The organism is Ancylobacter sonchi (assembly GCF_018390695.1).
In the GTDB taxonomy this organism is placed as follows: Bacteria; Pseudomonadota; Alphaproteobacteria; order Rhizobiales; family Xanthobacteraceae; genus Ancylobacter; species Ancylobacter sonchi.
This window is the reverse complement of record NZ_JAHBGF010000028.1, coordinates 651,284-675,650: the sequence shown is the minus strand read 5'-3', so window position 1 is coordinate 675,650 and position 24,367 is coordinate 651,284. Positions and strand designations below refer to the sequence as shown.

The window sequence follows — 24,367 nt, the reverse complement described above, 5'->3', positions numbered from 1 at the left end:
GGGATCATCGTGAAAAAGATCGGTTTTCTGTCGTTCGGGCATTGGACGCCCTCCGTGCATTCGCAGACCCGTTCGGCGGCGGATACGCTGCTGCAATCCATCGAGCTGGCGGTCGCTGCCGAGGAGCTGGGCGCCGACGGTGCCTATTTCCGCGTGCATCATTTCGCCCGCCAGCTGGCCTCGCCGTTTCCGCTGCTGGCGGCGGTCGGGGCGCGGACGTCGCGCATCGAGATCGGCACCGCCGTCATCGACATGCGCTACGAGAACCCGCTCTACATGGCCGAGGATGCCGGCGCCGCCGACCTGATCGCCGGCGGGCGGCTGCAGCTCGGCATCAGCCGCGGCTCGCCGGAGCAGGTGATCGACGGCTGGCGCTATTTCGGCTACGCGCCGCCCGACGGGCAGGGCGACGCCGATATGGGCCGGAATCATGCCGAGGCGCTGCTGGAAGTGCTGAAGGGCGAGGGATTCGCCCAGCCCAATCCTCGCCCGATGTTCCCCAACCCGCCGGGCCTGTTGCGGCTGGAGCCGCATTCGGAAGGCCTGCGCGAGCGGATCTGGTGGGGCGCCGGCTCCAATGCGACGGCGATCTGGGCGGCTGAGCGCGGCATGAACCTGCAAAGCTCGACGCTGAAGGACGACGAGACCGGCGAGCCGTTCCATGTGCAGCAGGCGGCGCAGATTCGCGCCTATCGCGCGGCGTGGAAAGAGGCCGGGCATGCACGCGAGCCGCGCGTCTCGGTCAGCCGCAGCATCTTCGCGCTGGTGAGCGATCAGGACCGCGTCTATTTCGGCCGTTCCGGGCAGGAGGCGGATTCGATCGGCTTCATCGACGAGAAGACGCGCGCCATCTTCGGCCGATCCTACGCCGCCGAGCCGGACGCACTCGTCGCGCAGCTGAAGGCCGACGAGGCGATCGCCGAGGCCGACACGCTGCTGCTCACCGTGCCGAACCAGCTGGGCGTCGCCTACAACGCCCACGTGATCGAAGCGATCCTCACGCATGTGGCGCCGGCCATGGGCTGGCGCTGAGCGACGGGCGAAGAAGGCGCGGCGAGGGGCGTGCGCCTCTCGCCACCCGCCGCTATTCCCCGCACCAGTTCGGCGGGCGCTTGCCGAGGAAGGCCTCGACGCCTTCGCGGAAATCGGCCGAGCCATAGGTCTCGCGAACCAGATCTGCATCGGCGGCATCGGGATCGTGGGCGAGCCGGCGCAGCATCTCCTTGGTGACGCGCAGGGTGATCGGCGCGTGCGCGGCGAGGCGGGTGCAGAGCTCCTCGACATGAGCGTCGATCTGCTCGGGCGGCACCACCGTCACATAGCCGGCCGGTAGTTCCTCGGCCTTCGGCGTTTCGGCGAGCAGCAGCATGCGCTTGACCAGGCTGACCCCGAGCGCCGCTACTAGGCGCTGCACATTGGACGCCGACAGGCAGTTGCCGAGCGTGCGGGCGATCGGCACGCCGAAGCGTGAGCCCGGCGTCGCCACGCGGAAATCGCAGGCATTGGCGAGCGCCATGCCGCCGCCGACCGCCCAGCCTTCCACCACGGCGATGCTGGGCACGGCGAGCGCTTCCAGCGCGCCGACATAGTGCTCGACCTTCTCCTCATAGGCGATGCCGTCGGCCCCGGAGGTAAAGGAGCGGAACTGCTCGATGTCGGTGCCGGCGATGAACGCCTTGCCGCCGGCGCCGCGCAGCACCGCCACCCGCACCTCGGGCATGGCGGCGATGGTGCGGCAGGCATCGGCGAGCTGCTCGTACATCCGCCAGGTCATGGCGTTGCGGGCCGCCGGCCGGTCGAAGGTGAGGCGGGCCACCGCTCCCTCGATCACGAGGCGGACGGCACCCTGGCCGTCCTCGGGAGCGGGGTTCACCGGCTGGCCGGCTTCGGGGGGGGCGGCTTCGAGTTTGGCGACGGCGTTCATGACGCGAAGGCTCCGCGAGCGGTGAGGGCGTCGATGGCGGCGCTGTCGAGGCCGATCTCCTTCAGCACCTCGTCGGTGTGCTGGCCGAGCAGTGGCGGATGGCGGCGAACCTCCTGCGGCGTGCCGGTGAGCTTCACCGCGAAGCCGATATTCGACACCTTGCCCTCGTTCGGATGGTCGATTTCCATGCGCATCTGCCGATGGCGCCCGTGCTCGCTCTCGAACGCCTCGGGATAGGTATACATGGTGCCGGCCGGGATGCCGACGGCCAGCAGCGCTTCCACCCATTCGTCCGAGGTACGGGTGACGAAGGTCTTCTCCAGTTCCTCGATCAGCACCTCGCGATGGGCGAGGCGGTCGGGATTGGTCTTGAAGCGCGGATCCTCGACGAGTTCGGGGCGAGCGAGCGTGTCGCAGAGCAGCAGCCAGAGCTTCTGGTTGGTGGCGCCCATGACGAAATAGCCGTCCTTGGACTTCACCGCCTGATAGGGCGCGCTCATGCGGTTGGCGGTGCCGAGCGGGATGGGCTCAGTGCCGCGGCCCCAATATTCCGAGATGTCCCACACCGAGAAGGCCAGCGCCGCCTCGAACAGCGAGGCGTCGATATACTGGCCCTCGCCGGTGTTCTTGGCGCCGATATAGGCGCCGAGCACGGCATAGGTGGCGAACAGGCCGCAGCCGATATCGGCGACCGGCACGCCGGCCTTCACCGGCAGGCCGCCGGGATGGCCGGTGACGCTCATCACGCCGGACATGGCCTGCGCCATCAGATCGAAACCGGGCCGACCCGCCCACGGGCCGGACTGGCCGAAGCCGGAGATCGACGCATAGACAAGGCGCGGATTGTACTGGCGCACCGTCTCATAATCGCATTTCAGCTTCTTCATCACGCCGGGCCGGTAGTTCTCGACCAGGATGTCGGCGCTCTTGACCAGCTCGTAGAACAGCTCGCGACCGGCCTCGCTCTTGAGGTTCACCGCCACCGAGCGCTTGTTGCGGTTCATGTTGAGGAAGCCCATGCTGTCGGGCCCCTTCATCTTGAACCCCATGGCGCCGCGCGTCTGGTCGCCGGTGCCCGGCGGCTCGATCTTGATGACGTCGGCGCCGAGATCGCCCAGCAGCATGCAGCTATAGGGCCCGGCCATCACCTGGCTGACGTCGAGCACGCGCACCCCGGTCAGCGGGAGGGGGCGCGGCGCCGGCGCTTCGTCGGCCCGGCGCTGGGTGCCCGGCTTCTCCCGCGAATGGTCCAGAAGATCGGTCATCGGTTTCGAGCCTTTCTGCGGGCGAGTCCCGCATGCACAATCAATAATTACGAATGCGGAAGCCGCTCCCCGAGGGGAACGGTGACGCGAAGCGGCGATGCGGTCAGTCGGTGAGGGCGCCCGAGAGGCGGCGGCCGCGCGCACGGGGCTTGGCCGGCGACGCTTCCGCCGGTGCACTATCGGTGTCGATGCGGCGGATGAAGGCGCGGGCGATGCCGGCCGTGGTGCCGGTGACGTGGGTCTCCAGCAGGGCGGCGAGGCGCGGCGCGTCGCGCGCTTCCAGCGCCTCGATCATCTGCGTGTGCTCGTCCACCGCCGCCTGCCAGTGCTCGCGGTTCTTGCGCACCACGAAGCGGCAGGCGTGGATGCGGGTGAGAATCTGCTGGTAGAAGGCCGAGAGTGTGGCGTTGCCGGCGAGGGTGAAGAACGCCTCGTGGATCAACCGGTTGTGGCGCAGATACTCGATTTCGTCGCCGGACGCGTAGCATTCCAGCATCCGCTCGTGCAGCGCCCGCACCCGCGCGATATCGGCGTCGGTGGCGTTCTGGCAGGCCAAAAGGCCGGCGAGCCGCTCCAGCGAGGCCATGATCGGGAACAGCTCCTCGATCTGCTCCTCGGTGATCCGGGCGACGATGGCGCCGCGATGCGGCAGGATCTGCAGCACGCCTTCCGCCGCCAGCACCTTCAGCGCCTCGCGGATCGGCGTGCGCGACACGCCGAATCGCTCGCTCAGCTGTTCCTCCGGCACTTTTTCGCCCGGGCGCAGCTCGCCCTGCAGGATCATCTCGCGCAGCGGCGCGACAAGGGATTCATGGAGCGAATGGCGGACGATAGGGGCGGAGGACATATGGTCTTTTCCTGGCGGCTTCTGCGAGCCTGTGCGTTTCCCGGTTGAAGAATAGGCGGGAACCGCCGGTATCGGAAAGTCGATCATGCCGACCTCCCTTCCGGCGCGGCGGCGGTGCCGTCCTTCGGCCCCCGGCCGCCCTTGATGAGGGCCGAGATCACCGGCAGGCACAGCAGCAGCAGGCCGAGGCCCATCATGGTGGCGACGAGGCCGTTGGAGAAGAAGATCGCCGGCGAGCCATCCGAGGTCAGCATGGCCTGGCGGAAGGAATCCTCTGCCTTGTCGCCCAGCACCATGGCGAGCACGAACGGGGCGAGCGGGTAGTCGAGCTTCTTGAACACATAGCCGACGATGCCGAAGCCGAGCGCCAGCCAGACGTCGAACATGTGGTTCGCCACCGTATAGGCGCCGATGACGCAGACGACGGTGATCAGCGGCCCGACCACGGTGAAGGGCGCGCGCAGGATGAAGGCGAACAGCGGCACGGTGGCGAGCACCAGCACGACGGCGATGATGTTGCCCATATACATCGAGGCGATGAGGCCCCACACGAAGTCCGGCTGCGAGGTGAACAGCATCGGCCCGGGCGACAGGCCCCAGATCATCAGGCCGCCCATCATCACCGCCGCGGTGGCAGAGCCGGGAATGCCGAGCGCCAGCATGGGCAGCAGGGCGCAGGAGCCGGCGGAATGGTCGGCGGTCTCCGGCGCGACGATGCCTTCCGGCTCGCCCTTGCCGAAGAAGCGGCCGCGCCGGGAGAAGCGGCGCCCCAGCGCGTAGCTCATGAACGAGGCCGCGGTCGGCCCGCCCGGCGTGATGCCCATCCAGCAGCCGATCAACGCGCTGCGGATCAGCGTCGCCCAGTAGCGCGGCACTTCGGCGACGGTGCGCGCGATGACGCGGATGTCGAGCTTGGCCTTCACGCCCTCGAACTTCAGCCCCTCTTCCATGGTGAGCAGCAACTCGCCGAGGCCGAACAGGCCGATGACGGCGATGAGGAAGCTGATGCCGCCGATTAGCTCGTCGAACTCGAAGGTGAGGCGCGCCTCGCCGGAAATGGTGTCGATGCCGACGGTGGCGGCGGCAAAGCCGAGCATCATCGACACCAGCGTCTTGAACGGCGAGCCGCCGGACATACCGATGAAGCTGGCGAACGCCATGAAATAGACGGCGAAATACTCTGCCGCGCCGAAGCGCAGCGCGAAATTCGCCACCCAGCCGGACAGCAGGGTAATCACGAGCACGCCGGTCAGCGCGCCGATGCCGGCGGAGGTGAAGGCGAGGGTGAGCGCCCGCGCCGCCTGTCCCTGCTTCGCCAGCGGGTAGCCGTCGAAGGTGGTGGCGACCGAGGAGGGCTCGCCGGGAATGTTGAACAGGATGGAGGTGGTTGATCCGCCGAACAGCGCGCCCCAATACATCGAGGTCAGCAGGATGATGGCGGAGATCGGGTCCATGGTGAAGGTGAGCGGAAGCAGCAGCGACACACCGTTCGGCGCGCCGAGGCCCGGCAGCACGCCGACCACCAGCCCGAGAAGCACGCCCATCACCATGATCATCAGGTGATGGGCGGTGAGTGCGACGGCGAAGCCGTCCATCAATTGCCCGAAATTGCCCATGGCGCGTCCCTCGATGTTTTATTGTTCGTCAGTAGATGCCGAAGGCTTCGAGGATCGGTCCCTTGAGCAGCGGGACCATGAACAGCTTCTCGAAGATGACGAAGTTCACCGCCACCACCGCCAGTGCCGCCAGCAGCGAGGAGAGGGTGCGGAAGCCGGCGGCGACGCGCAGGGCGTAGAAGATGTAGAGGCCCATGCCGATATAGAGGCCGAGCCAGGCCGAGACGGCGACCATGGCGACGATCGGCAGGAAGAAGGCGACGATGGTGCGCAGCCGCTCGCCGTCCAGGAAGGAATCCGCGTCGGCATGTCCGGCCGTGTGCCCCGCCGCGTTACGGCGCAGCAGCGTCTGCACGATGGTGCCGGCGCTGCCGAGAATGATCAGGCAGCCGACATAGAAGGGGAAATAGCCGGGCTCCGGCCCGGAAGGCCCCCAGGCGAAGCCGTTCAGCGTGGCGCCGTAGCAGACCACCGCGCCGACGGCGGCGGTGACGCAGGCGGCGGCGATGTCCATGGTGCTGCGCGAAATATCCATATGCCTCACTCCGACGCGGCGGGAGGGAAGGACGGACGGCGACCGTGCGCCGTCCGCAAGGGGATCGCCCGCGGGGGGGGAACGAGCGCGGGACGATCTCGAAGTGCCTCACTGCTCGGCGCGCAGCCAGCCGTTCCGCTTGTAGATCTCGGCGTAGCTCGCCTCGTGCTTCTTGATGAAGTCCTTGAAGGCGTCGCCGGTCAGCAGGCGCGGGATCTGCGCGCCGCGCTCCTGATAGGACTTGAACTCGGGGGCCGCCGCCGCCTTGGTGAACAGGTCGGTGTAATAGGCGAGGGCCTCCGGCGGCAGGTCCGCCGCCGCCCAGATGGTGCGCGGCTGGGCGAAGCTGTCGACGGCGATGCCAGCCTCCTTGCAGGTCGGCACGTCGTGCCAGGACATGCCGTCGGCGATCACGGTGGTGTCGGCGAGGCGCTCATTCTCGAACACGCAGAGCGGCTTCTGCACGCCGGCCTTCCACTGTTCGACGCTCTCGCTGGGATTGTTGACGTTGGCGGTGATGTGGCCGCCGGCGACCTGGATCGCCGCCTCGCTGCCGCTCTTGTAGGGGATGTAGGTGAGGTCGACGCCGGTCGAATATTCGATGAGCGTCATCAGCGTCTCGTCGGCTTCCTTCGCCTTGGCGCCGCCGAGCTTGAGCTGGCCGGGGGCTTCCTTGGCCTTGGCGATGAAGCCCTTCACGTCCTCGATGCCGGAGGTCTTGGGGTTCACCCACAGGATGAAGGGATCGAACACCATCGCGGCGATCGGGGTGAGATCCTTCAGGCTGTAGGACAGTTTGTTGGCGAGCGGCAGCACATAGGCGTCCTGCGTGCCGAAATACAGCTTGTAGGGATCGCTCTTGTTCGTCTTGGCATAGATGAAGGTCTCGGCGCCGGAACCGCCGGCCTTGTTGCTGACGATGATCGGCGTGGTCAGCAATTCGTTCTTGCTGAGTGCCGACTGCACCACGCGGGCGAAGGTGTCGGTGCCGCCGCCGGGGCCGGCCGCCGCCACGAACTCCACCGGACGATTGGGCTTCCACTCGGCGAGGGCAACGCTTGGCGCGGCAAGGCCGAGGCAGAGCGCAAGCGCAGTAAGGGCGTGTTTCGGCATCAGTCTCTCCCATTGGATTTGTTGGGCGGATCGTGGCTGTCCGCACTTATTGAGGCGACGCTATCGCATCGCTCATTTCAAATCAATAATTACAGATTACGTTTTCTGCGCGACTTCCAAACAGACCAGCTCGGCGCGCACGGGAGTACGCGCCGCGCTGGAAGCGCTGCGATCGCGGAGGGGAACCTGCGTGGGAGAGACGCTACTCGGCGGCTTCGGTATCGAGCTGGCTCAAGGCTTCCAGCACCATCGCCGCCTTGTGGCGCAGGTGCTCCTTGAGGATGGCGCCGAGCCGGGCGCCGTCGCGCGCCTTCAGCGCGGCCATCATCTCTTCATGGTCCTCGACCGCCTCGCGCCAGCGCTCCATCGATTTCTGGGCGGTGAACCGGACGGCGTGGATGCGCACCATCAGCGTCCGGTAGAGCTGGGTGAGCGAGGCGTTGCCGGCGATCTCGAAGAAGCTCTCGTGGATCTGGCGGTTGAGCCGCAGATAACCGGCGGGGTCGCCGGCGCGGTAGAAGGCCAGCATCTCGTCGTGCAGCGCCTGCACGCCGGCAATGTCGGCGTCGGTGGCGCGGGCGCAGGCGGTCTCGCCGGCCAGAGCCTCCATCGCGCCCATGATCGGGAACAGCTCGTAGACCTCGCCGGGGCTGATGCGGGCGACGCTGGCGCCGCGATTGGGGGCGAGAATCACCAGCCCGTCGCTGGCGAGCACCTTCAGCGCCTCGCGCAGCGGGGTGCGCGAGACTCCGAAGCGCTGGCACAGCGCCTGCTCGTTGATCTTGTCGCCGGCCTTGAGGTCGCCGCGCACCATCATGTCGCGCAGCTGGGAGGCCAGCTCATGATGCAGGCTGCGGCGCGGAATGAGGGCGGTTTCGGACGGCACCATGCGACGATCTACTCTCGATGCCCGCCACGCGAGTGAACGGAGGAGCGACGATTCGCTCATAAATTGCCCCGGCCGGCAAATTTCGCAAGCTAGCCGGGGCGATGCGGCTTACGCGGCCGCTTGCAGCGGCTTCACCGCGCAGTCGGTGAGATAGTCCATGGCGGCTTGCACGCCGCCCTTCTTGTGCGGCACGCCGGCCACCGACAGCCCCATCTCCACCCCGGACAGCGCGCCGAGAATGGTCAGATCGTTGGTGTCGCCGAGATGGCCGATGCGGAACACCCGGCCGGCGAGCTTGGTGAGGCCGGTGCCGAGCGACATGTCGAAATGGTCGAGCGTCTTCTCACGGAAGGCGTCGGCGTCGTGGCCGTCGGGCATCAGCACCGCGGTGAGCGAGGAGGAATAATACTTCGGGTCGCGGCACAGCACCTCGAGGCCCCAGGCCCGCACGGCGCGGCGCGTCGCCTCGGCATGGCGGTCGTGGCGGGCGAACACGTTGCCGAGCCCTTCCTCGTGCAGCATGTCGATCGCTTCGGCGAGGCCGTAGAGCAGGTTGGTGCCGGGCGTGTAGGGGAAGAAGCCCTTGGCGTTGTGCGGCAGCATCTCCTCCCAGGACCAGAACAGCTTGGGCATGGTCGAGGCCTTCGCCGCCGCCAGCGCCTTGTCGGAAATGGCGTTGAAGGACAGACCGGGCGGCAGCATCAACCCCTTCTGCGAGCCGGAGACGGTGACATCGACGCCCCATTCGTCATGGCGGTAGTCGATCGAGGCCAGCGACGAGATGGTGTCGACCATCAAGAGCGCCGGATGGCCGGCGGCGTCGATCGCCCGGCGTACCTCGTCGATGCGCGAGATGCAGCCGGTCGAGGTCTCATTATGGACGACGCAGACCGCCTTGAACTCGTGCGCCTTGTCCTCGCGCAGCCGCGCCTCGATGGCGTCGGCATCGGCGCCGATGCGCCAGTCGGAGGCGATGAACTCCGGCTTCAGGCCGAGCTTCAGCGCCATGTTCTTCCACAGCGTGGCGAAATGCCCGGTCTCGAACATCAGCACCTTGTCGCCGGGCGACAGCACGTTGGCGAGCGCGCCCTCCCACGCCCCGGTGCCGGAGGCGGGATAGATGATCACTGGATTGGCGGTCTTGAAGATCGTCTTCATGCCTTCCAGCACGCGCTTGCCGAGCTTCTGGAACTCCGGCCCGCGGTGATCGATGGTCGGCATGTCCATGGCCCGCAGGATGCGGTCCGGCACCGGCGTCGGGCCGGGGATCTGAAGGAAATGGCGACCCGCGACACGGGCGGCATTGCTGGACATCGGCGTGTTCTCCCTTGGCCGCGCGGCGGTCCCCGCGCCTTCGGCCATCCTTTCCATCCGGTGGGAACCGAGCTTCCCGATCCGTGACCTCTTGCACAAATGAATTATGAATGCAGAATGCAGTCAAGCCCGCCGATGTCGTTCGCGACATGAAGAGCGCGGTAGCAGGGAGCAAGCACCATGGCGGCACGGCTGGCGCCGGGACTGGAACGGCGCCTGAAGGCGGAAATGTCGGGGGATGTGTGGTTCGACCGCTTCAATCGCGGCCGCTACGCCACGGACGCCTCGTTCTACCAGATCATGCCGCTGGGCGTGGTGGTGCCGCGCAGCGTCGAGGAGGCAGAGCGCGCCATCGCGCTGGCCCGCGCCGAGGGCATTCCGGTCACCGCGCGCGGTGGCGGCACCTCGCAATGCGGCCAGACCATCAACGAATCGCTGATCGTCGACGGCTCGAAGCACCTGAACCGCATCCTCGATCTCGACGTGGCCGGACGGCGCTGCGTCGTCGAGCCGGGCATCGTGCTCGACGATCTCAACCGCGCCCTGAAGCCGCACGGCCTGTGGTTTCCGGTCGACGTGTCGACCGCCTCGCGCGCTACCATTGGCGGCATGGCCGGCAACAACAGCTGCGGCGGCCGCTCGCTGCGCTACGGCACCATGCGCGACAACGTGCTGTCCATCGACGCCGTGCTGGCGGACGGCACGCCGGCGCATTTCGGGCCGGTGGACCACAACCTCGCCGGCCTGCCTCCGGACTCGTCGCTGGCGCCGCTAGCGCGCGACCTCTTCGACATAGGCCGCCGCGAGGCCGGCGAGGTGGCTGCCCGCTTCCCGCAGGTGCAGCGCAGGGTCGGCGGCTACAATCTCGACGCGCTGGTGCCGGACCAGCGCGGCACCAACCTCGCCCATATCCTCGTCGGCTCGGAGGGCACGCTCGCCTATTCGACGCGGGTCGAGCTCAAGCTCTGGCCGTTGATCGGCAAGAAGGTGATCGGCGCCTGCCATTTCGGCAGCTTCTACGCGGCGATGGACGCGGCGCAGCATCTGGTGAAGCTGAAACCCATCGCGGTGGAGCTGGTCGACGCCACCCTGCTCGCGCTGGCGAGCGAGATCCCGATGTTCCAGGCGACGCTGAAGCAGTTCGTGCAGGGCAGACCGGAAGCGATCCTGCTGGTCGAGTTCGCCGAGGACGAGGCGGAGAATGAGCGGCGGCTGAAGCTGCTTGCCGACACCATGGGCGATCTCGGCTTCGGCTGGGATCGCGACGGCGCCCGATGGGGCGGTGTCGTGCCGGTGCGCGAGGCCGGCCTGCAGGCCGCCATCGCCGATGTGCGCACCTCCGGCCTCAACATCATGATGTCGATGAAGCAGGCGGGAAAGCCGGTCTCCTTCGTCGAGGACTGCGCGGTGCCGCTCGAACACCTCGCCGACTACACGGCGCGGCTGACAGAGGTGTTCGAGAGGAACGGCACCCGCGGCACCTGGTACGCCCACGCTTCCGAAGGCTGCCTGCATGTCCGCCCGGTGCTTAACCTGCGGCAGGAGAAGGACGTCAAGGCGATGCGCGCCATCGCCGAGGAAGCCTTCGCCATGGTGCGCGAATACAAGGGCTCGCATTCCGGAGAGCATGGCGACGGCATCGTGCGCTCGGAGTTCCACGAGGCGATGTTCGGCTCGCGGCTCACCCGCGCTTTCGAGGAGGTGAAGGACCGCTTCGACCCGGCCGGGCTCTACAATCCCGGCAAGATCGTCCGCGGGCCGAAATTCGACGACCGCTCGCTGTTCCGCTACGCACCCGACTACAAAGTGGAGCCGATCCGCGCGGCGCTCGACTGGACCGGCTATTCCGGCGAGGGCGGCGGCCTGCAGGGCGCCATCGAGATGTGCAACAACAACGGCGCCTGCCGCAAGGCGGCGGGCGGCGTGATGTGCCCGAGCTACCGCGTCACCCGCGACGAGCGCGACGTGACGCGCGGGCGCGCCAACACGTTGCGGCTCGCCATTTCCGGCCGACTCGGCCCTGATGCGCTCGCCTCCGACGAGATGATGGAGACGCTGAAGCTATGCGTCTCCTGCAAGGGCTGCCGGCGCGAATGCCCGACCGGCGTCGACATGGCCAAGATGAAGATCGAGGTGCTGGCGGCGCGGGCGAAGGCGAAGGGCATCAACCTCCATCAGCGCCTCGTCGCCTATCTGCCGCGCTATGCCGGGCTCGCCTCCCGCGTGCCGTGGCTGATGAATCTGCGCGACCGATTGCCGGGCGCGGCGAAGCTCTCGGAAAAGCTGGCGCAGTTCAGCGCCCGGCGCAGCCTGCCGCGCTGGCGCTCGGACGGTTTCCGCGAGGGCGCGCTTGCCGTCGGCCCGGCTGACGGCCGCGAGGTGGTGCTGTTCGCCGACACCTTCAATCGCTGGTTCGAGAGCGAGAACCTCGACGCCGCGCTCGCCGTGCTCACCGCCGCCGGCTATCGCGTGCATCTGCCGCGCCCGGTCGATGGCCGGTCGCAGCCGCTGTGCTGCGGGCGCACCTTCCTGTCCGCCGGTCTCGTCGAGGAGGCGAGGGCGGAGGCGCGGCGGGTGATCGACACCTACGCGCCCCTCGTCGCGCGCGGCGTCCCCGTCATCGGGCTGGAACCGAGCTGCCTGCTCGCCTTCCGCGACGAATTGCCCTCCCTGCTGCCGGGCGAGGCGACGCAGCGCCTTGCCGCCCATGCGCTGCTGATCGAGGAGTTCATCGCCCGCGAGATCGATGCCGGCCGCTTCCAACTGCCTCTGGCGCCGGTGGCGGACACCGCGCTGCTGCACGGCCACTGCCACCAGAAATCCTTCGGCGCCATGGGGGCGGTGGAGAAGGCGCTGCGGCTGGTGCCGGGCCTTGCGGTGGAGGTGGTGGAGAGTAGCTGCTGCGGCATGGCCGGGGCCTTCGGCTATCACGCCGAGACCATCGACACCTCGCTCGCCATGGCCGAGCTGTCACTGCTGCCGGCGGTGCGCAAGGCCGGGCCGGGCACGCTGATCGTCGCCGACGGCACCTCCTGTCGCCACCAGATCCATGACGGCGCCGCCCGCGAGGCGGTTCACGTCGTCCAGGTGCTGGCGGCGAGCGTGGCGGCGGCGCGGGTAGGCGAGGGGCGCCGGCTGGAGGCCGCCGAATAGTCGGGCGGGGCCGCGCTCATCCCCGATCCGCTCAAAACGTACTTGCGTCACTTGCTTCCTGTTTGCATTATGAATTCATAACTCAAAAAATCTGAGGAAACGCCTGGGCCGACCCGAAGCAATCGGGCGCCCGAACAAGAGAGGAAACATCGCATGCTGAAGAGCTTCGTCGCCAAACGCGCCGCCCTGCTGACCGCCTGCGTGACCGCCTGCCTTGGGGCCACCGCCCTGTCCTCGGCCATGGCGGCGTGGCAGCCGACCAAGCCGGTGGAGATCATCGTGCCGGCCGGCGCCGGCGGCGCCTCCGACCAGATGGCGCGCATGATGCAGGCCGCCATCCAGAACAACAAACTCTCGCCCACCCCGATCGTGGTGACGCTGAAGGGCGGCGCCAATGGCGGCGAGGGGCTGATGGACATGCTGGGCAGCGCCGGCGACCCCTACAAGATGGTCATCTCCAACTCGGCCATCTACACGCTGCCGCTCGCCAACAAGCTGCCCTTCGACTGGCGCAAGCTCACCCCGGTCAGCATCCTCGCCTTCGACAATTTCGTGCTGTGGGTGAATGCCGGCTCGCCCTACAAGACCACGCAGGACTTCGTCGAGGCGGTGAAGAAGGAGCCGGCCGGCGCCTTCAAGCTCGGCGGCACCGGCTCCAAGCGCGAGGACCACATCCTCGCCGCCACCGTCGAGCGCATCGCCGGGGTGAAGTTCAGCTACATCCCCTACAAGTCCGGCGGCGAGGCGGCGACCCAGCTGGTCGGCGACCACATCAAGGTCAACGTCAACAACCCCTCGGAGAATGTCGCCGTGTGGCGCGCCGGGCAGGTGCGGGCGCTGTGCGTGTTCGACACCGAGCCGATGAATTACCCGGCCAAGGTGACTGCCGATCAATCCTGGAAGGACATCCCCACCTGCAAGTCGCAGGGCATCGACTTCCAGTGGATCATGCTGCGCGGCGTGTTCCTGCCCTCCGGCGTGACGCCGGACCAGGTGGCCTTCTACCAGGACCTGCTCGGCAAGCTCGTCGAGACCCCGGAGTTCAAGGACTACCTCGAGAAGCAGGCGCTGAAGCCCTCCGACCTTAAGGGGCCGGAGATGGTGAAGTTCCTCGAGAAGGACGAGGCGCTCTATCGCGACCTGATGACCCAGGCGGGCTTCGTCGCCACCAACTGACGCGATCTGCCGCGTGCCGGTGCGGCCACGCGCCGGCACGTCCGCTCACGACCTCTTCTGGAGAATTCCGATGTCGGATGGACCGCACGCGGATGTCGATCCCGCCCTGGTGTCGACGCGCAGCGTCGAGCTGGCGGTGATGGCGCTGCTTTTCTGCCTGTCGATCTTCCTCGGCTGGGACAATTGGCGCATCGGCGCCGGCTGGGCGCCGGACGGGCCGCAGGCCGGCTACTTCCCGTTCTATCTCTCGGTGCTGCTCGGCGGCTCCAGCCTGTGGGGCATCGTCGCCGCGCTGCGCAGCGAGGAACTGCGCGAGGAAATCTTCGTCGGCTGCTCCGCCTTCGGCCGGGTGCTCAGGGTGTTCCTGCCCACCATCGGCTTCGTGTTCCTGGTGCAGCTGATCGGGCTCTATGTGGCCAGCTTCATCTTCATCGCCGCCTTCATGGTGTTCGTCGGCAAGTTGAAGCTCTGGAAATCGCTGCTCACCGGCTTCGTCTTCTCGGCGCTGATGTTCTACGTCTTCGACGTCCAGTTCAACGTGCTCATGCCCAAAGGTCCGCTCGAAGCGGCCTTCGGTTTCTGACGGGAGGACGTGATGGAAGCTCTTGAATCCCTCCTCCACGGTTTCGGCGTCCTGCTGACCTTCCACAACATGCTGCTGATGCTGGTCGGCATCTGCCTCGGCATTCTGGTCGGCGTGCTGCCCGGCCTGGGCGGTCCGAACGGCGTCGCCATCCTGCTGCCGCTCACCTTCACCATGGACCCGACCTCGGCCATCGTGCTGTTGTCCTGCATCTATTGGGGCGCGCTGTTCGGCGGGGCGATCACCTCGATCCTGTTCAACATCCCGGGCGAGGCGTGGTCGGTCGCCACCACCTTCGACGGCTACCCGATGGCGCAGAAGGGCCAGGCGGCCGAGGCGCTCACCGCCGCCTTCACCGCCTCCTTCTTCGGGTCCATCGCCGCGGTGATGCTGATCACCTTCCTGGCGCCGTGGATCGCCACCTTCGCACTGCGCTTCGGGCCACCGGAATTCTTCGCGGTCTACCTGCTGACCTTCTGCACCTTCGTCGGCCTCGGCAAGGAATCCCGCCACAAGATCATCATCTCGCTGGCGCTCGGCTTCCTTTTGGCGGCGGTCGGCATGGACACGGTGTCGGGCGAGCTGCGCATGACCTTCGGCTCGGTCGAACTGCTGCGCGGCTTCGACTTCCTCGTCGCGGTGATCGGCCTGTTCGGCATCTCCGAGATCCTGCTCGCCATGGAGGAGCACCTCGCCTTCAAGGGGCAGGAGGCGAAGATCCGCCTGTCGGTGGTGTGGCGCACCTGGCTGACGCTGCCGCGCTACTGGCTCACCCTGCTGCGCTCCTCGGCCATCGGCTGCTGGCTGGGCGTGACGCCGGGCGGCGCCATCGCCGCCTCCTTCATGGGCTACAACCTTGCCAAGCGGTTCTCCCGCGATGGCGCCAACTTCGGCAAGGGCAAGATCGAGGGCGTGCTGGCGCCGGAGACCGCCGCCCATGCCGCCGGCACCGCGGCGCTGCTGCCGATGCTGGCGCTGGGCATTCCCGGCTCCGGCACCGCGGCGGTGCTGCTCGGCGGCCTGATGGTATGGGGCCTCCAGCCCGGCCCGCTGCTGTTCGTCGAGCAGAAGGACTTCGTCTGGGGGCTCATCGCCTCGATGTATCTCGGCAACATCGCCGGGTTGATCATCGTGCTCGCCACCGTGCCGCTGTTCGCCTCGGTGCTGCGCGTGCCCTTCGCCACCATCGCGCCGATGATCATCGTGTCCTGCGCCATCGGTGCCTTCGCGGTGCAGAACGCCATGTTCGACATCTGGCTGATGCTCGGCTTCGGCGTGGTCGGCTACCTGTTCAAGAAGACCGGCATCCCGCTGGCGCCGATGACGCTGGCCCTCGTGCTCGGCGACAAGGCGGAGGACGCCTTCCGCCAGTCGATGATCGGGCTCGATGGCGGGCTCGGCATCTTCTGGTCGAACAAGCTGGTCGGCACCATCACCACCCTGGCGCTGGTGATGCTGTTCTGGCCGCTGATCGGCAAGGCGATCGAGTTGGTGCGCGGCTCCGGGCGCAGCGTGCCCGCCGGCGGCGAGAGCTCGCGCGCCTGACCGCCGGCCGACATTCCGGTGGACGGCAACGACAAGCCGCCGCCGCGCTCAATTCCATCCGGGAAGGAGGGGGAGCGCGGCGGCGGTTTCGTTTTGCGGCGGCGAGGTGCCGGGGAGCGAAGGTCGCTCAGCCCTTCATCTTCTGCAGCGCCTGGGCGCAGCCGACCGACATTTCCTTGCTATGCGCCTTGAGGCACTTCATCAGCCGGCCGCCGCCGGGCTGGATGCCCTGGCACAGGCGGTCGATGTCGGCCTTGCAGTATTTCGCGAGGTCGCTCTCCTGGGCCTGGACGGCGCCGATGGAGGCGGTGAGGGCGAGGGCGGCAAGCAGGATGCGCATGGACGTGTCTCCTCCCGAGAGTGGTCCGTGCGGTCTAGCCAAGTCCGGCAGGGGCGGCGATGGCGATTCTTGGGCGCATCGCCACGAGGCCGCCGGCACCTCGGCAGAAGCCGTTCATCCCGCCTTGGAAGGCGCCGGCGCGGCGGCGGGCGGCAGCAGCCGGCCGTTGACCAGCAGCCACAGCGAGTGCAGCGCGGTGATCGCCACCACCAGCGTCGCGCCGGCCAGAAGTATGGGCGCCAGCCAGGCGACGGCACCGCTCTCGCCGCGCCCGACCAGCCGGAGCGCGGCGGTGGCGAAGGCGGTGCAGCCGAAGGTGAAGGCCCAGTAGCCGGGCGACAGCGGCTGGCGCAGGATCCACGGCAACAGGCGCAGCAGCAGCAGCGTCTGCAGCAGCGCATAGCCGATGAGGGCGCGGGCGAACACGTCCGGCGGCCCCTGCGTCACGCTGAGATAGGCGAGCGCCCCGACGGCGGGCGGCGCCAACTGGATGCCGAGCGTCGGCCGCAGCGCCGGCGCGAGCGGCGAGGCGTTGTAGAGCCGGCCGAGCAGCACGGATTCGATGGCGAGCCAGGAGAACACGCCGGCGCCAAAGGCGAGCTGGCCCCAATCGCTCAGCCCCAGCGTGGCGCAGGCGATCGCCGTCACATAGGAGCCGGCGACGGTGGGCAGGTAGAGCACTGGCGTGGTGTGCGCCGGGTCGCGCTCGCCGCGCCACAGCAGCCCGGTGCGCCACAGCGCGAAGCCGAGCGTGAACAGCGCGCCGAGCGTCAGCAACACCAGTGCCGTCGCGTGGGAATAGGGCGCGGCGGCAATGGCGACCAGCAGCGCGCCGACGCCGGCGAGGCCGATGAAGCAGCACTGCACCGGATGGGCGGCCTCCTCCAGCGCCTTGTCGCGGGCGAAGATCCATTTGAGCGCGAACAGCACGGCGAGCACCGCCCACACCGTGGAGCCCGCGAGCATCAGCGCCTCGCCGATGAAAGCCGGCAGGCCCCACACCGCATGCGCCGCCCGCCAGCTGCCGCCGAGGCCGTTGAGCCCCAGCACCATGCCGAAGAATGAGGCCGGCACCAGCGGTACGGCGATGGAGCGCGCGGTTTGTGCCGTGTCCTTGCTGCCGTCGACCCGCTGGTCCATCGCCTTCGCCCCCCGTCCCGGTGTCCGCCACGATAGAGCGGACCGGTCGGGTCCGCTCTATCGCAAACGCATGGCGAGACGCGTTCTTGCCGCCTTCTCAGGCGCTTTCTCAGGCACCCTTCAGGCGGTCGGGGTCGATCGGCAGCTGCCGCAGCCGCTGCCCGGTGGCGGCGAAGATGGCATTGACCACGGCGGGAGCGACACCCGCCGTCGACGGCTCGCCCATACCCCCCGGCGCCTCGCGGCTGTCGACGATATGCACCTCGATCTCCGGCATCTCCTCGATGCGCAGCGCCTGGTAGTTGTCGAAATTGCTCTGCTCGACGCGCCCGTCCTTGAGCGTGATCTGCCCGTACAGCGCGGCGGAGAGGCCGTAGACGATGCCGCCCTGCACCTGCGCCTTCACCGTGTCGGGATTGACCACCACGCCGCAGTCGACCGAGCAGACGATGCGCCGCACCTTCACCGCGCCGTCCTTGCCGATCTCGACATCGGCCACCTGCGCCATATAGGTGCCGAAGCCGAACAGCACGGCGATGCCGCGCCCGGTGCGCGCCGGCAGGGTGGTGCCCCAGCCGGCCTTTTCCGCCGCGAGGTCGAGCACGCCGCGCGCCCGCGCGTCGTTCGCCAGCAGGCCGCGGCGGAACGCCACCGGATCGGCCTTGGCCTCGACGGCCAACTCGTCGACGAAGCCCTCGACGATGAAGGCGTTGTGGGTGATGCCGACGCCGCGCCACCAGCCGGTGACGAAGCCGTCCGGCAGCATGTGCCGGACATAGTCGATGTGCAGGTTCGGGAAGCCGTACGGCCCGGCGGCGCCGTCCACCGCGTCGAAGTCGAGGCCGTTGGCGAAGGCCTGCGGCAGCCAGCGCGCCACGATGGAGGAGCCGACCACGCGGTGGCGGAAGCTCGTCACCTTGCCCTGCGCGTCGAGCCCGGCGGCGAACTCGTCGTAATAATAGGGGCGGTAGATGTCGTGCTGGATGTCCTCCTCGCGCGTCCACACCACCTTGACCGGCCCGTCGACCTGCTTGGCGATCTTCACCGCCTGGGTGACGCTGTCGACCTCCAGCCGGCGGCCGAAGCCACCGCCGAGCAGGTGATTGTGCACGGTCACCTGCTCGGCCGGCAGGCCGGTGACCTCGGCGGCCGTCGCCTGCGCCCGTCCCAGCACCTGGGAGCCGACCCACACCTCGCAGCCGTCGGGGCGGACATGCACGGTGCAGTTCAGCGGCTCCATGGTGGCATGGGCGAGGAACGGCATCTGGTAGGTTGCCTTGACGGTGCGGGCGGCGGCGGCCTCGGCGGCCGCGACGTCGCCGACCTTCTTGTCGTCGACAGCCGGTCCCGAGGTGGCCAGCGCCGCCATCTGCTTGACGATCTCCTCGGTGGAGAGTGTGGCGTTCGGCCCCTCGTCCCACTCGATCTTCAGCGCCGCGAGGCCCTTCTTTGCCGCGCCCATATGGTCGGCGACCACCGCGACGGCGTCGTCGATCTTGACGATCTGCCGCACGCCCTTCACGGCGCGCGCTTCAGTGTCGTCGACGCTCTTCAGCTTGCCGCCGAACACCGGGCAGGCGGCGACGGTGGCGACCTTGAGGCCCGGCAGCTTCACGTCGATGCCGTAGGTCGCGGTGCCGTTGACCTTGCCGGCGACGTCGAGCCGCTTGGCCGGGGTGCCGATCAGCTTGAACTTGTCGACCGGCTTCAGCGCGACTTCCTTCGGCACCGGGATCGCCGCCGCCTTCTCGGCCAGCGAGCCATAGGTCGCCCGCCGGCCGGAGGCCGGGTGGAGAACGACGCCCTTCGCGGCGTCGCAGGAGGCGGGGTCGACGCCCCACATCTGCGCCGCCGCCGCCACCAGCATGGTGCGGGCGCTGGCGCCGGCCTTGCGCAGCGGCTCGTAGAAGCCGCGGATCGAGGTCGAGCCGCCGGTCACCTGAAAGCCGATCGCCGGGTTGGTGTAGAGCTTGCCGTCCGGCGGGGCGTGTTCGAGCCGCACGCCGGCGAGGTCGATCTCCAGTTCCTCGGCGATCAGCATGGGCAGCGCGGTGTAGATGCCCTGGCCCATCTCCACCTGCGGCATCACCAGGGTGACGGTGCCGTCGGTGGCGATGCGGATGAAGGCATCCGGTGCGAAGGGGCCGTCGGCCGCCAGCGCCTCGCCGACGAATCTCGGCAGGCTGACGGCGAGCAGCAGGCCGCCGCCGGCGGCGAGGCTGGCGGTGAGGAAGGAGCGCCGGGAAAGCCCCGGGGCCGGCGTGTCGGAAGCGGGTTGTACGGGCGCGTAGGTGTTCAGCATGGCCGCCTCACTTCGCTTCGCCGGCATACGCCGTGGCGGCGTGCTTGATCGCCTCACGGATGCGGGCATAGGTGCCGCAGCGGCAGATATTGCCGGACATGGCGTTGTCGATGTCGTCGTCGGAGGGCGCCTTGTTGTCGGTGATCAGCGCCGCCGCCGACATGATCTGGCCGGACTGGCAGTAGCCGCACTGCACCACTTCGAGGTCGAGCCAGGCCTGCTGGATGTGCCGGCCGGCCGGCGAGGCGCCGACCGCCTCGATGGTGGTGATCGCGGAATCGCCCACGGTGTCGATGGTGGTGATGCAGGAGCGCGCCGGCGCGCCGTCGATATGCACGGTGCAGGCGCCGCACAGCGCGGCGCCGCAGCCGAACTTGGTGCCGGTCATGCCGAGCACGTCGCGCAGCACCCAGAGCAGGGGCGTGTCGTCGTCGACATCGACCTCGTGGCTGGTGCCGTTGATCTTGAGCGTAAAGGACATCGTGGACCTCGCAACTTCATTCAGGCGTTGCATCCCGGCGCATCCGTCGCCGCAGGGAGCGGCGGCAACTGGCGCGCACGGGGTATGTCCGCGTGCCAGCGATGCACCCTAGTTTAGAAACTATAGCATCTATGACGTGGTGCGCATGCCGGCTTCAATGCCGCATCGGTCTCGGACACCCGCAACCAACGGGCGAGGGCGACATACCTTGGTATGGCTTGATCCGACCGTCTCGGAGGCCGTCGTGCGGTGCCGGCGGGCATGCTAGTCAGTGGAGGCGAGCCGAGTCCCGCGTCGGGACGTTTGGCGCGGATCGACAGAACGACGGGGGGCAGGGCGGATGACCAGCGCGGACAAGACGGCGGCACCGGCCCTGCTCTGCGTGGGCGAGGCGCTGATCGACATGGTTCCGCGCCAGACGCCGGAAGGGCAGGCCTTCCTGCCGCTGCCTGGCGGCGCGGTGTTCAACACCGCCATCGCCGCCGGCCGCCTCGGCGTGCCGACGCTGTTCTGGTACGGCCTGTCGACCGACATGTTCGGCGACCGGCTCCGCGCCGCGCTCGCCGACGCCGGCGTCGATGCCCGCCTGTGCCGTCCGGCCGACCGGCCCTCGACGCTGGCCTTCGTGACGCTGGTCGAGGGGCAGGCGCGCTACCTGTTCCTCGACGAGAACACCGCCGGCCGCATGCTGACCACGGCGGACATCCCCGAGGTTCCGGCCGAGGTCGGCGCGCTGTTCATCGGCGGCATCAGCCTGGTGGTCGAGCCGGTCGGCGCCACCATCGAGATCATGGCGGCGCGCTTCGCCGCCGACGGGCGCGGCCGCCTGATCATGATCGACCCGAATATCCGGCCGGGCTTCATCCGCGACGAGGCGGCCTATCGCGCCCGCATCCGCCGGCTCATCGGCGTCAGCCACGTCGTCAAGCTGTCCGACGAGGACCTCGCCTGGCTGGTCGGCTCGGGCGAGATCGCCGCGCAGGCGGCCGAAGTGCTGGCGCTGGGCCCGCGCCTGGTGCTGGTGACGGCGGGCGGGCAGGGCGCTCATGCGTTTGCCGCCGGCTTCACGGGCCACGTCGCCGCGCCGGCGGTCAAGGTCGCCGACACGGTCGGCGCTGGCGACACCTTCAACGCCGGCTTCCTCGCCGCGCTGGCGGAGCGCGACGCGCTGGCGCCCGATGCGCTGGCGCGCCTCGACCGCGATGCCGTGCTGGCAGCGCTCGACTTCGCGGTGCGGGCGGCCGCGATCTCCGTCACCCGCGTCGGCGCCGATCCGCCCTGGCGGCGCGAGCTGGCCTGAGCGCGAACTGGCCTTCGGCTGCCGGCTCAGGCCTCCGCCGGCTCCGCCACGGCGGCCTCGTACTTCACTGGCGTGGCGTGCCAGCCCTCGGCGCGCTTGGCCCAGAACAGGTCCTTCAGCTTCGACGAGATGACGCCCGGCCGGTCATTGCCCATGATGCGGCCGTCGATGCGCGACACCGGCATGATGCCGCCGGCGGTGGTGCAGGTGAAGATCTCGTCGGCCTGCCGCAGTTCGTCCGCCGGCACCGCACGGGCGACGCAGGGAATGCCGAGCTCCTCGCACATCTCGAACACCGACTGGCGGGTCATGCCGTCGAGCCCGCCACGGATCGGCGTCGCCACCACGCCGTCGGTGATGGAGAACACGTTGAAGCCCGGCCCCTCGGTGACGTTGCCGTCGGTGTCGAGCAGCACGGCGGTGTCGGCGCCCTGGTCCAGCGCCTCGAACAGGCCGGCGGTGAGATCGCCCCAGTGGAAGTTCTTCACCCGGGGGTCGAATGACGCCGGCGGGATGCGCAGCGTCTGGGCGATGATCATGTGCACGCCGCGCTCATACTGCTCGTCGGTGACGATGGAGATCCACGGCACCGCATAGGCGACGAGATAGTTGCGCGCATTGGCGGGGTGGCGCAGCTTGCCGGGCATCGGCACGCCGCGCAGGCAGTCCATCGCCACATAGGCCGAGCGCAGGCCGGTGAGGCTGACCAGCCTGTGCAGGATCTCCTTGATCTCGTCGTCGCTCTCCGCCGGGTTCAGCCGCAGCGCGTTCATCGAGTTGCGGAAGCGGGCGATGTGGTCGTCGAGCCGGAAGAAATTGCCTTCCCACACGCCGACGACGTCATAGGTGACGTCCGAGCGGCGATAGCCGAAATCGTTCACCGGAACGACGGCCTCGGCCATCGGCTTGAAGGCGCCGTCGACATAGGCGGCGCCGGCGGCGAAGCGGTTGGTCTCCATCTCGTTCATCTCGTTCGGTTTGGGGGACGCGACGACAGCAGCGGCGGGAAACCTGTCCCGCCGCGATCTCGATAGGGGCGCCCGGCGTCAGGCGCCGGCGCGCAGCGTCGCGGTGGCGGCGGCGTCGATGGCGAGCGTGTCGTCCTCGGCCGCGCCGCTTACCGCGAGGCCGTAGACCTCGCGGGCGCGTTCCGGCGAGATCCAGCCTTCGCGGACGTCGGCGAGCACGCTTTCCGCCTTGCGCTGCATGGGTTCGCCATAGCCGCCGCCGCCGGCCGAGACCGAGACGACGGTCTCCCCCGGCTTCAGCTCGACGCCGTAGCAGCCCGGCAGCCGGGTGAGGCTGCCGTCCAGTTCGCGCTTGAAGGCGTCCGACAGCCCGCCGGGCCCGCCGCCCAGCGCGCCGACCGCCGGGTTGATCGTGCCGTCGGCGGTGTAGATCACCTTCATGGTGCAGCCCTCGATGGGGCCGAACTCGGCCCGCATCGAGGGAGCGCCGCGCTGGGTGCCGGCCCCCTCGGTATCGGCCAGCAGCCGGCGATCGGTGACGAAGAGCGGATGGTGTAGCTCGTCCACCTCGACGCTGTCCTGCCGGCACAGGCCGGCATTGCCGCAATGGATGATGGTGAGGAAGCCGTCCGTCACCGGCGTGCCCGCCCCGCCGGTGACGCCGAGGAAGATCTGGTTGACGAAGGATTCGCCGCTGCGCGGGTCCTTGCCGGAGATCACCCCCATGGCCGGCGGCATGATCGGCCCCGTCTCCGCCATGCCGAAGCCGGGCGCGATCTCGGCGATCGCCCGCTGCACCGGCGTCGAGACGCGGTCGGCGAGGTTGGTGGTCGCCACCGAGCAGGAATGCGGGTGGCTGGGTATGCCGACGACGCAGTTCTCGCGCAGCCTGATGTCGACGCGGCGGAAGCTGCCGGCATTGGGCGGCACGCTGTGGTCGATCAGCCCGTTATAGATGCCGATCATCGCCGCCGTGCGCGCGCAGCCTTCCGACAGGTTGAGGCCCGAGGGCTGGCAGTCGATGTTGTCGGTGAGGTCGACGGTGATGCGCCCCGCCGCCGCGTCCACTTCCACCGTGACGTTGACCGGGATGCCATTGGGCACGCCGGGGAACGGGTCGTGGCCGGACTGCACCGTCACCTTGCCGGAGGGCAGCCGGGAGATGGCCTGCACCATCTTGTCCTCGGAATACTGGAACCACGCCTCGGCATAGTCCTCCAGCGCCGCCCAGCCGATCTCCTTGCCGAGCGCCAGCAATTCGCGCTCGCCGATGCGCACCGCGCCGAGCGTGGCGAGGTAGTCGCCCCACCACTGCTCGGGCACGCGGATGCGCGAGCGGCACATGCGGATCAGGTCCTGGTTGTCCTCGTAGCCGGACTGGATCTTGGCGGCGGAGAAGATCAGCGCGCCTTCCTCGAACACGTCGCGGGCGCCGCCCATATAGGTGGTCGGCTGCGAGTTGCCGCAATCGGCCTGGTGCGCCTTGGCGAGCACGAAGAAGCGGGTGATGCCCTGCTCGTCCACCACCGGGACGATCAGGCAGTGGTCGGCCGCGTGCGAGTCGCCCTCATAGGGGCTGTTGTGCAGGTAGCAGTCGCCGGCCTTCAGCGCCGGGTGGTACTTTTTGACGTATTGGCACATCAGGTCGGGGCCGATCAGCGTGTGGATCGGCAGGCTTTCCGCCGTGGCCAGCAGCTGGCAGTCGGCGGTGAGGATCACGCAGGAGAAGTCGTGCGCGGTGTTCAGCACGCCCGAACGCGCGGTGCGGAACAGCGTGTTCTGCATCTTGCGGGCGATGCCCTCCATGCGGTTGGAGATGATTGCCATGCGCACGCCGGTGGCGGGCGCCTCGAGCGTCTTGGTGATGATCGACATG

Annotated in this window: 20 protein-coding genes; 6 read left to right on the top strand and 14 right to left on the bottom strand. The window is 68.5% G+C overall.

The window, feature by feature from the left end; translation table 11 throughout:
* The first annotated feature begins 9 nt into the window (after nucleotides 1-9).
* Nucleotides 10-1,032, top strand: coding sequence for an LLM class flavin-dependent oxidoreductase (locus KHC28_RS18495; RefSeq protein WP_214009790.1), 1,023 nt, complete (start codon nucleotides 10-12; stop codon nucleotides 1,030-1,032).
* A gap of 52 nt (nucleotides 1,033-1,084) precedes the next feature.
* Here the strand turns inward: KHC28_RS18495 and KHC28_RS18490 are convergent, their stop codons facing one another.
* From KHC28_RS18490 to KHC28_RS18455, 8 genes are all read right to left on the bottom strand, one after another.
* Nucleotides 1,085-1,924 (bottom strand): enoyl-CoA hydratase/isomerase family protein, encoded by an 840-nt coding sequence (locus KHC28_RS18490; RefSeq protein ID WP_214009789.1) that lies wholly within the window; start codon nucleotides 1,922-1,924, stop codon nucleotides 1,085-1,087.
* Nucleotides 1,921-3,189: a CaiB/BaiF CoA transferase family protein gene (locus KHC28_RS18485; protein ID WP_214009788.1), complete on the bottom strand. Its 1,269-nt coding sequence runs from the start codon at nucleotides 3,187-3,189 to the stop codon at nucleotides 1,921-1,923. The genes KHC28_RS18490 and KHC28_RS18485 overlap by 4 nt, the downstream gene beginning before the upstream one ends.
* A gap of 103 nt (nucleotides 3,190-3,292) precedes the next feature.
* The gene (locus KHC28_RS18480; RefSeq protein WP_214009787.1) at nucleotides 3,293-4,036 is read right to left on the bottom strand and encodes a GntR family transcriptional regulator; all 744 of its coding nucleotides are present in this window, start codon (nucleotides 4,034-4,036) and stop codon (nucleotides 3,293-3,295) included.
* 83 nt (nucleotides 4,037-4,119) lie between these two features.
* Nucleotides 4,120-5,652, bottom strand: a complete 1,533-nt coding sequence (locus KHC28_RS18475) for a tripartite tricarboxylate transporter permease (RefSeq protein WP_214009786.1) — start codon at nucleotides 5,650-5,652, stop codon at nucleotides 4,120-4,122.
* 28 nt (nucleotides 5,653-5,680) lie between these two features.
* Nucleotides 5,681-6,187 carry a tripartite tricarboxylate transporter TctB family protein gene (locus KHC28_RS18470; RefSeq protein WP_214009785.1) on the bottom strand — a complete coding sequence of 169 codons (507 nt, stop codon included), beginning with the start codon at nucleotides 6,185-6,187 and terminating at the stop codon, nucleotides 5,681-5,683.
* Nucleotides 6,188-6,295: 108 nt separating this feature from the next.
* On the bottom strand, nucleotides 6,296-7,300 hold the full coding sequence (locus tag KHC28_RS18465; protein WP_214009784.1) for a Bug family tripartite tricarboxylate transporter substrate binding protein: 1,005 nt from the start codon (nucleotides 7,298-7,300) through the stop codon (nucleotides 6,296-6,298).
* 202 nt (nucleotides 7,301-7,502) lie between these two features.
* Entirely contained in the window at nucleotides 7,503-8,189 is a 687-nt protein-coding gene (locus KHC28_RS18460; protein ID WP_214009783.1) for a GntR family transcriptional regulator, read from the bottom strand.
* A 108-nt stretch (nucleotides 8,190-8,297) separates the two neighbouring features.
* Entirely contained in the window at nucleotides 8,298-9,503 is a 1,206-nt protein-coding gene (locus tag KHC28_RS18455; protein ID WP_214009782.1) for a pyridoxal-phosphate-dependent aminotransferase family protein, read from the bottom strand.
* Nucleotides 9,504-9,683: 180 nt separating this feature from the next.
* Here KHC28_RS18455 and KHC28_RS18450 point away from each other — a divergent pair, with 180 nt between their 5' ends.
* From KHC28_RS18450 to KHC28_RS18435, 4 genes are all read left to right on the top strand, one after another.
* The gene (locus KHC28_RS18450) at nucleotides 9,684-12,656 is read left to right on the top strand and encodes an FAD-binding and (Fe-S)-binding domain-containing protein (protein WP_214009781.1); all 2,973 of its coding nucleotides are present in this window, start codon (nucleotides 9,684-9,686) and stop codon (nucleotides 12,654-12,656) included.
* A 153-nt stretch (nucleotides 12,657-12,809) separates the two neighbouring features.
* Nucleotides 12,810-13,832 carry a Bug family tripartite tricarboxylate transporter substrate binding protein gene (locus KHC28_RS18445; RefSeq protein ID WP_214009780.1) on the top strand — a complete coding sequence of 341 codons (1,023 nt, stop codon included), beginning with the start codon at nucleotides 12,810-12,812 and terminating at the stop codon, nucleotides 13,830-13,832.
* Nucleotides 13,833-13,902: 70 nt separating this feature from the next.
* Nucleotides 13,903-14,415 carry a tripartite tricarboxylate transporter TctB family protein gene (locus KHC28_RS18440; protein ID WP_214009779.1) on the top strand — a complete coding sequence of 171 codons (513 nt, stop codon included), beginning with the start codon at nucleotides 13,903-13,905 and terminating at the stop codon, nucleotides 14,413-14,415.
* A 12-nt stretch (nucleotides 14,416-14,427) separates the two neighbouring features.
* Nucleotides 14,428-15,960 (top strand): tripartite tricarboxylate transporter permease, encoded by a 1,533-nt coding sequence (locus KHC28_RS18435; protein ID WP_214009778.1) that lies wholly within the window; start codon nucleotides 14,428-14,430, stop codon nucleotides 15,958-15,960.
* 127 nt (nucleotides 15,961-16,087) lie between these two features.
* Here KHC28_RS18435 and KHC28_RS18430 read toward each other — a convergent pair whose 3' ends face one another.
* From KHC28_RS18430 to KHC28_RS18415, 4 genes are all read right to left on the bottom strand, one after another.
* Nucleotides 16,088-16,300: a cysteine rich repeat-containing protein gene (locus tag KHC28_RS18430; protein ID WP_214009777.1), complete on the bottom strand. Its 213-nt coding sequence runs from the start codon at nucleotides 16,298-16,300 to the stop codon at nucleotides 16,088-16,090.
* A gap of 114 nt (nucleotides 16,301-16,414) precedes the next feature.
* A complete protein-coding gene (tehA, locus tag KHC28_RS18425; RefSeq protein ID WP_214009776.1) occupies nucleotides 16,415-17,440 on the bottom strand; it encodes a dicarboxylate transporter/tellurite-resistance protein TehA in 1,026 nt (341 codons plus the stop codon).
* Between the two features lie 109 nt (nucleotides 17,441-17,549).
* The gene (locus tag KHC28_RS18420; protein WP_214009775.1) at nucleotides 17,550-19,742 is read right to left on the bottom strand and encodes a xanthine dehydrogenase family protein molybdopterin-binding subunit; all 2,193 of its coding nucleotides are present in this window, start codon (nucleotides 19,740-19,742) and stop codon (nucleotides 17,550-17,552) included.
* Between the two features lie 7 nt (nucleotides 19,743-19,749).
* Nucleotides 19,750-20,223: a (2Fe-2S)-binding protein gene (locus KHC28_RS18415; protein WP_214009774.1), complete on the bottom strand. Its 474-nt coding sequence runs from the start codon at nucleotides 20,221-20,223 to the stop codon at nucleotides 19,750-19,752.
* Nucleotides 20,224-20,563: 340 nt separating this feature from the next.
* Between KHC28_RS18415 and KHC28_RS18410 the strand changes: the two genes are divergently transcribed.
* Nucleotides 20,564-21,523, top strand: coding sequence for a carbohydrate kinase family protein (locus tag KHC28_RS18410; RefSeq protein ID WP_214009773.1), 960 nt, complete (start codon nucleotides 20,564-20,566; stop codon nucleotides 21,521-21,523).
* Between the two features lie 26 nt (nucleotides 21,524-21,549).
* On the opposite strand, the gene KHC28_RS18405 is transcribed toward KHC28_RS18410, so the two are convergent.
* Both KHC28_RS18405 and KHC28_RS18400 read right to left on the bottom strand, forming a co-directional pair.
* On the bottom strand, nucleotides 21,550-22,491 hold the full coding sequence (locus KHC28_RS18405; RefSeq protein ID WP_214009772.1) for an aminotransferase class IV: 942 nt from the start codon (nucleotides 22,489-22,491) through the stop codon (nucleotides 21,550-21,552).
* A gap of 78 nt (nucleotides 22,492-22,569) precedes the next feature.
* A complete protein-coding gene (locus KHC28_RS18400; protein WP_214009771.1) occupies nucleotides 22,570-24,366 on the bottom strand; it encodes a hydantoinase B/oxoprolinase family protein in 1,797 nt (598 codons plus the stop codon).
* Nucleotide 24,367: the final 1 nt, after the last annotated feature.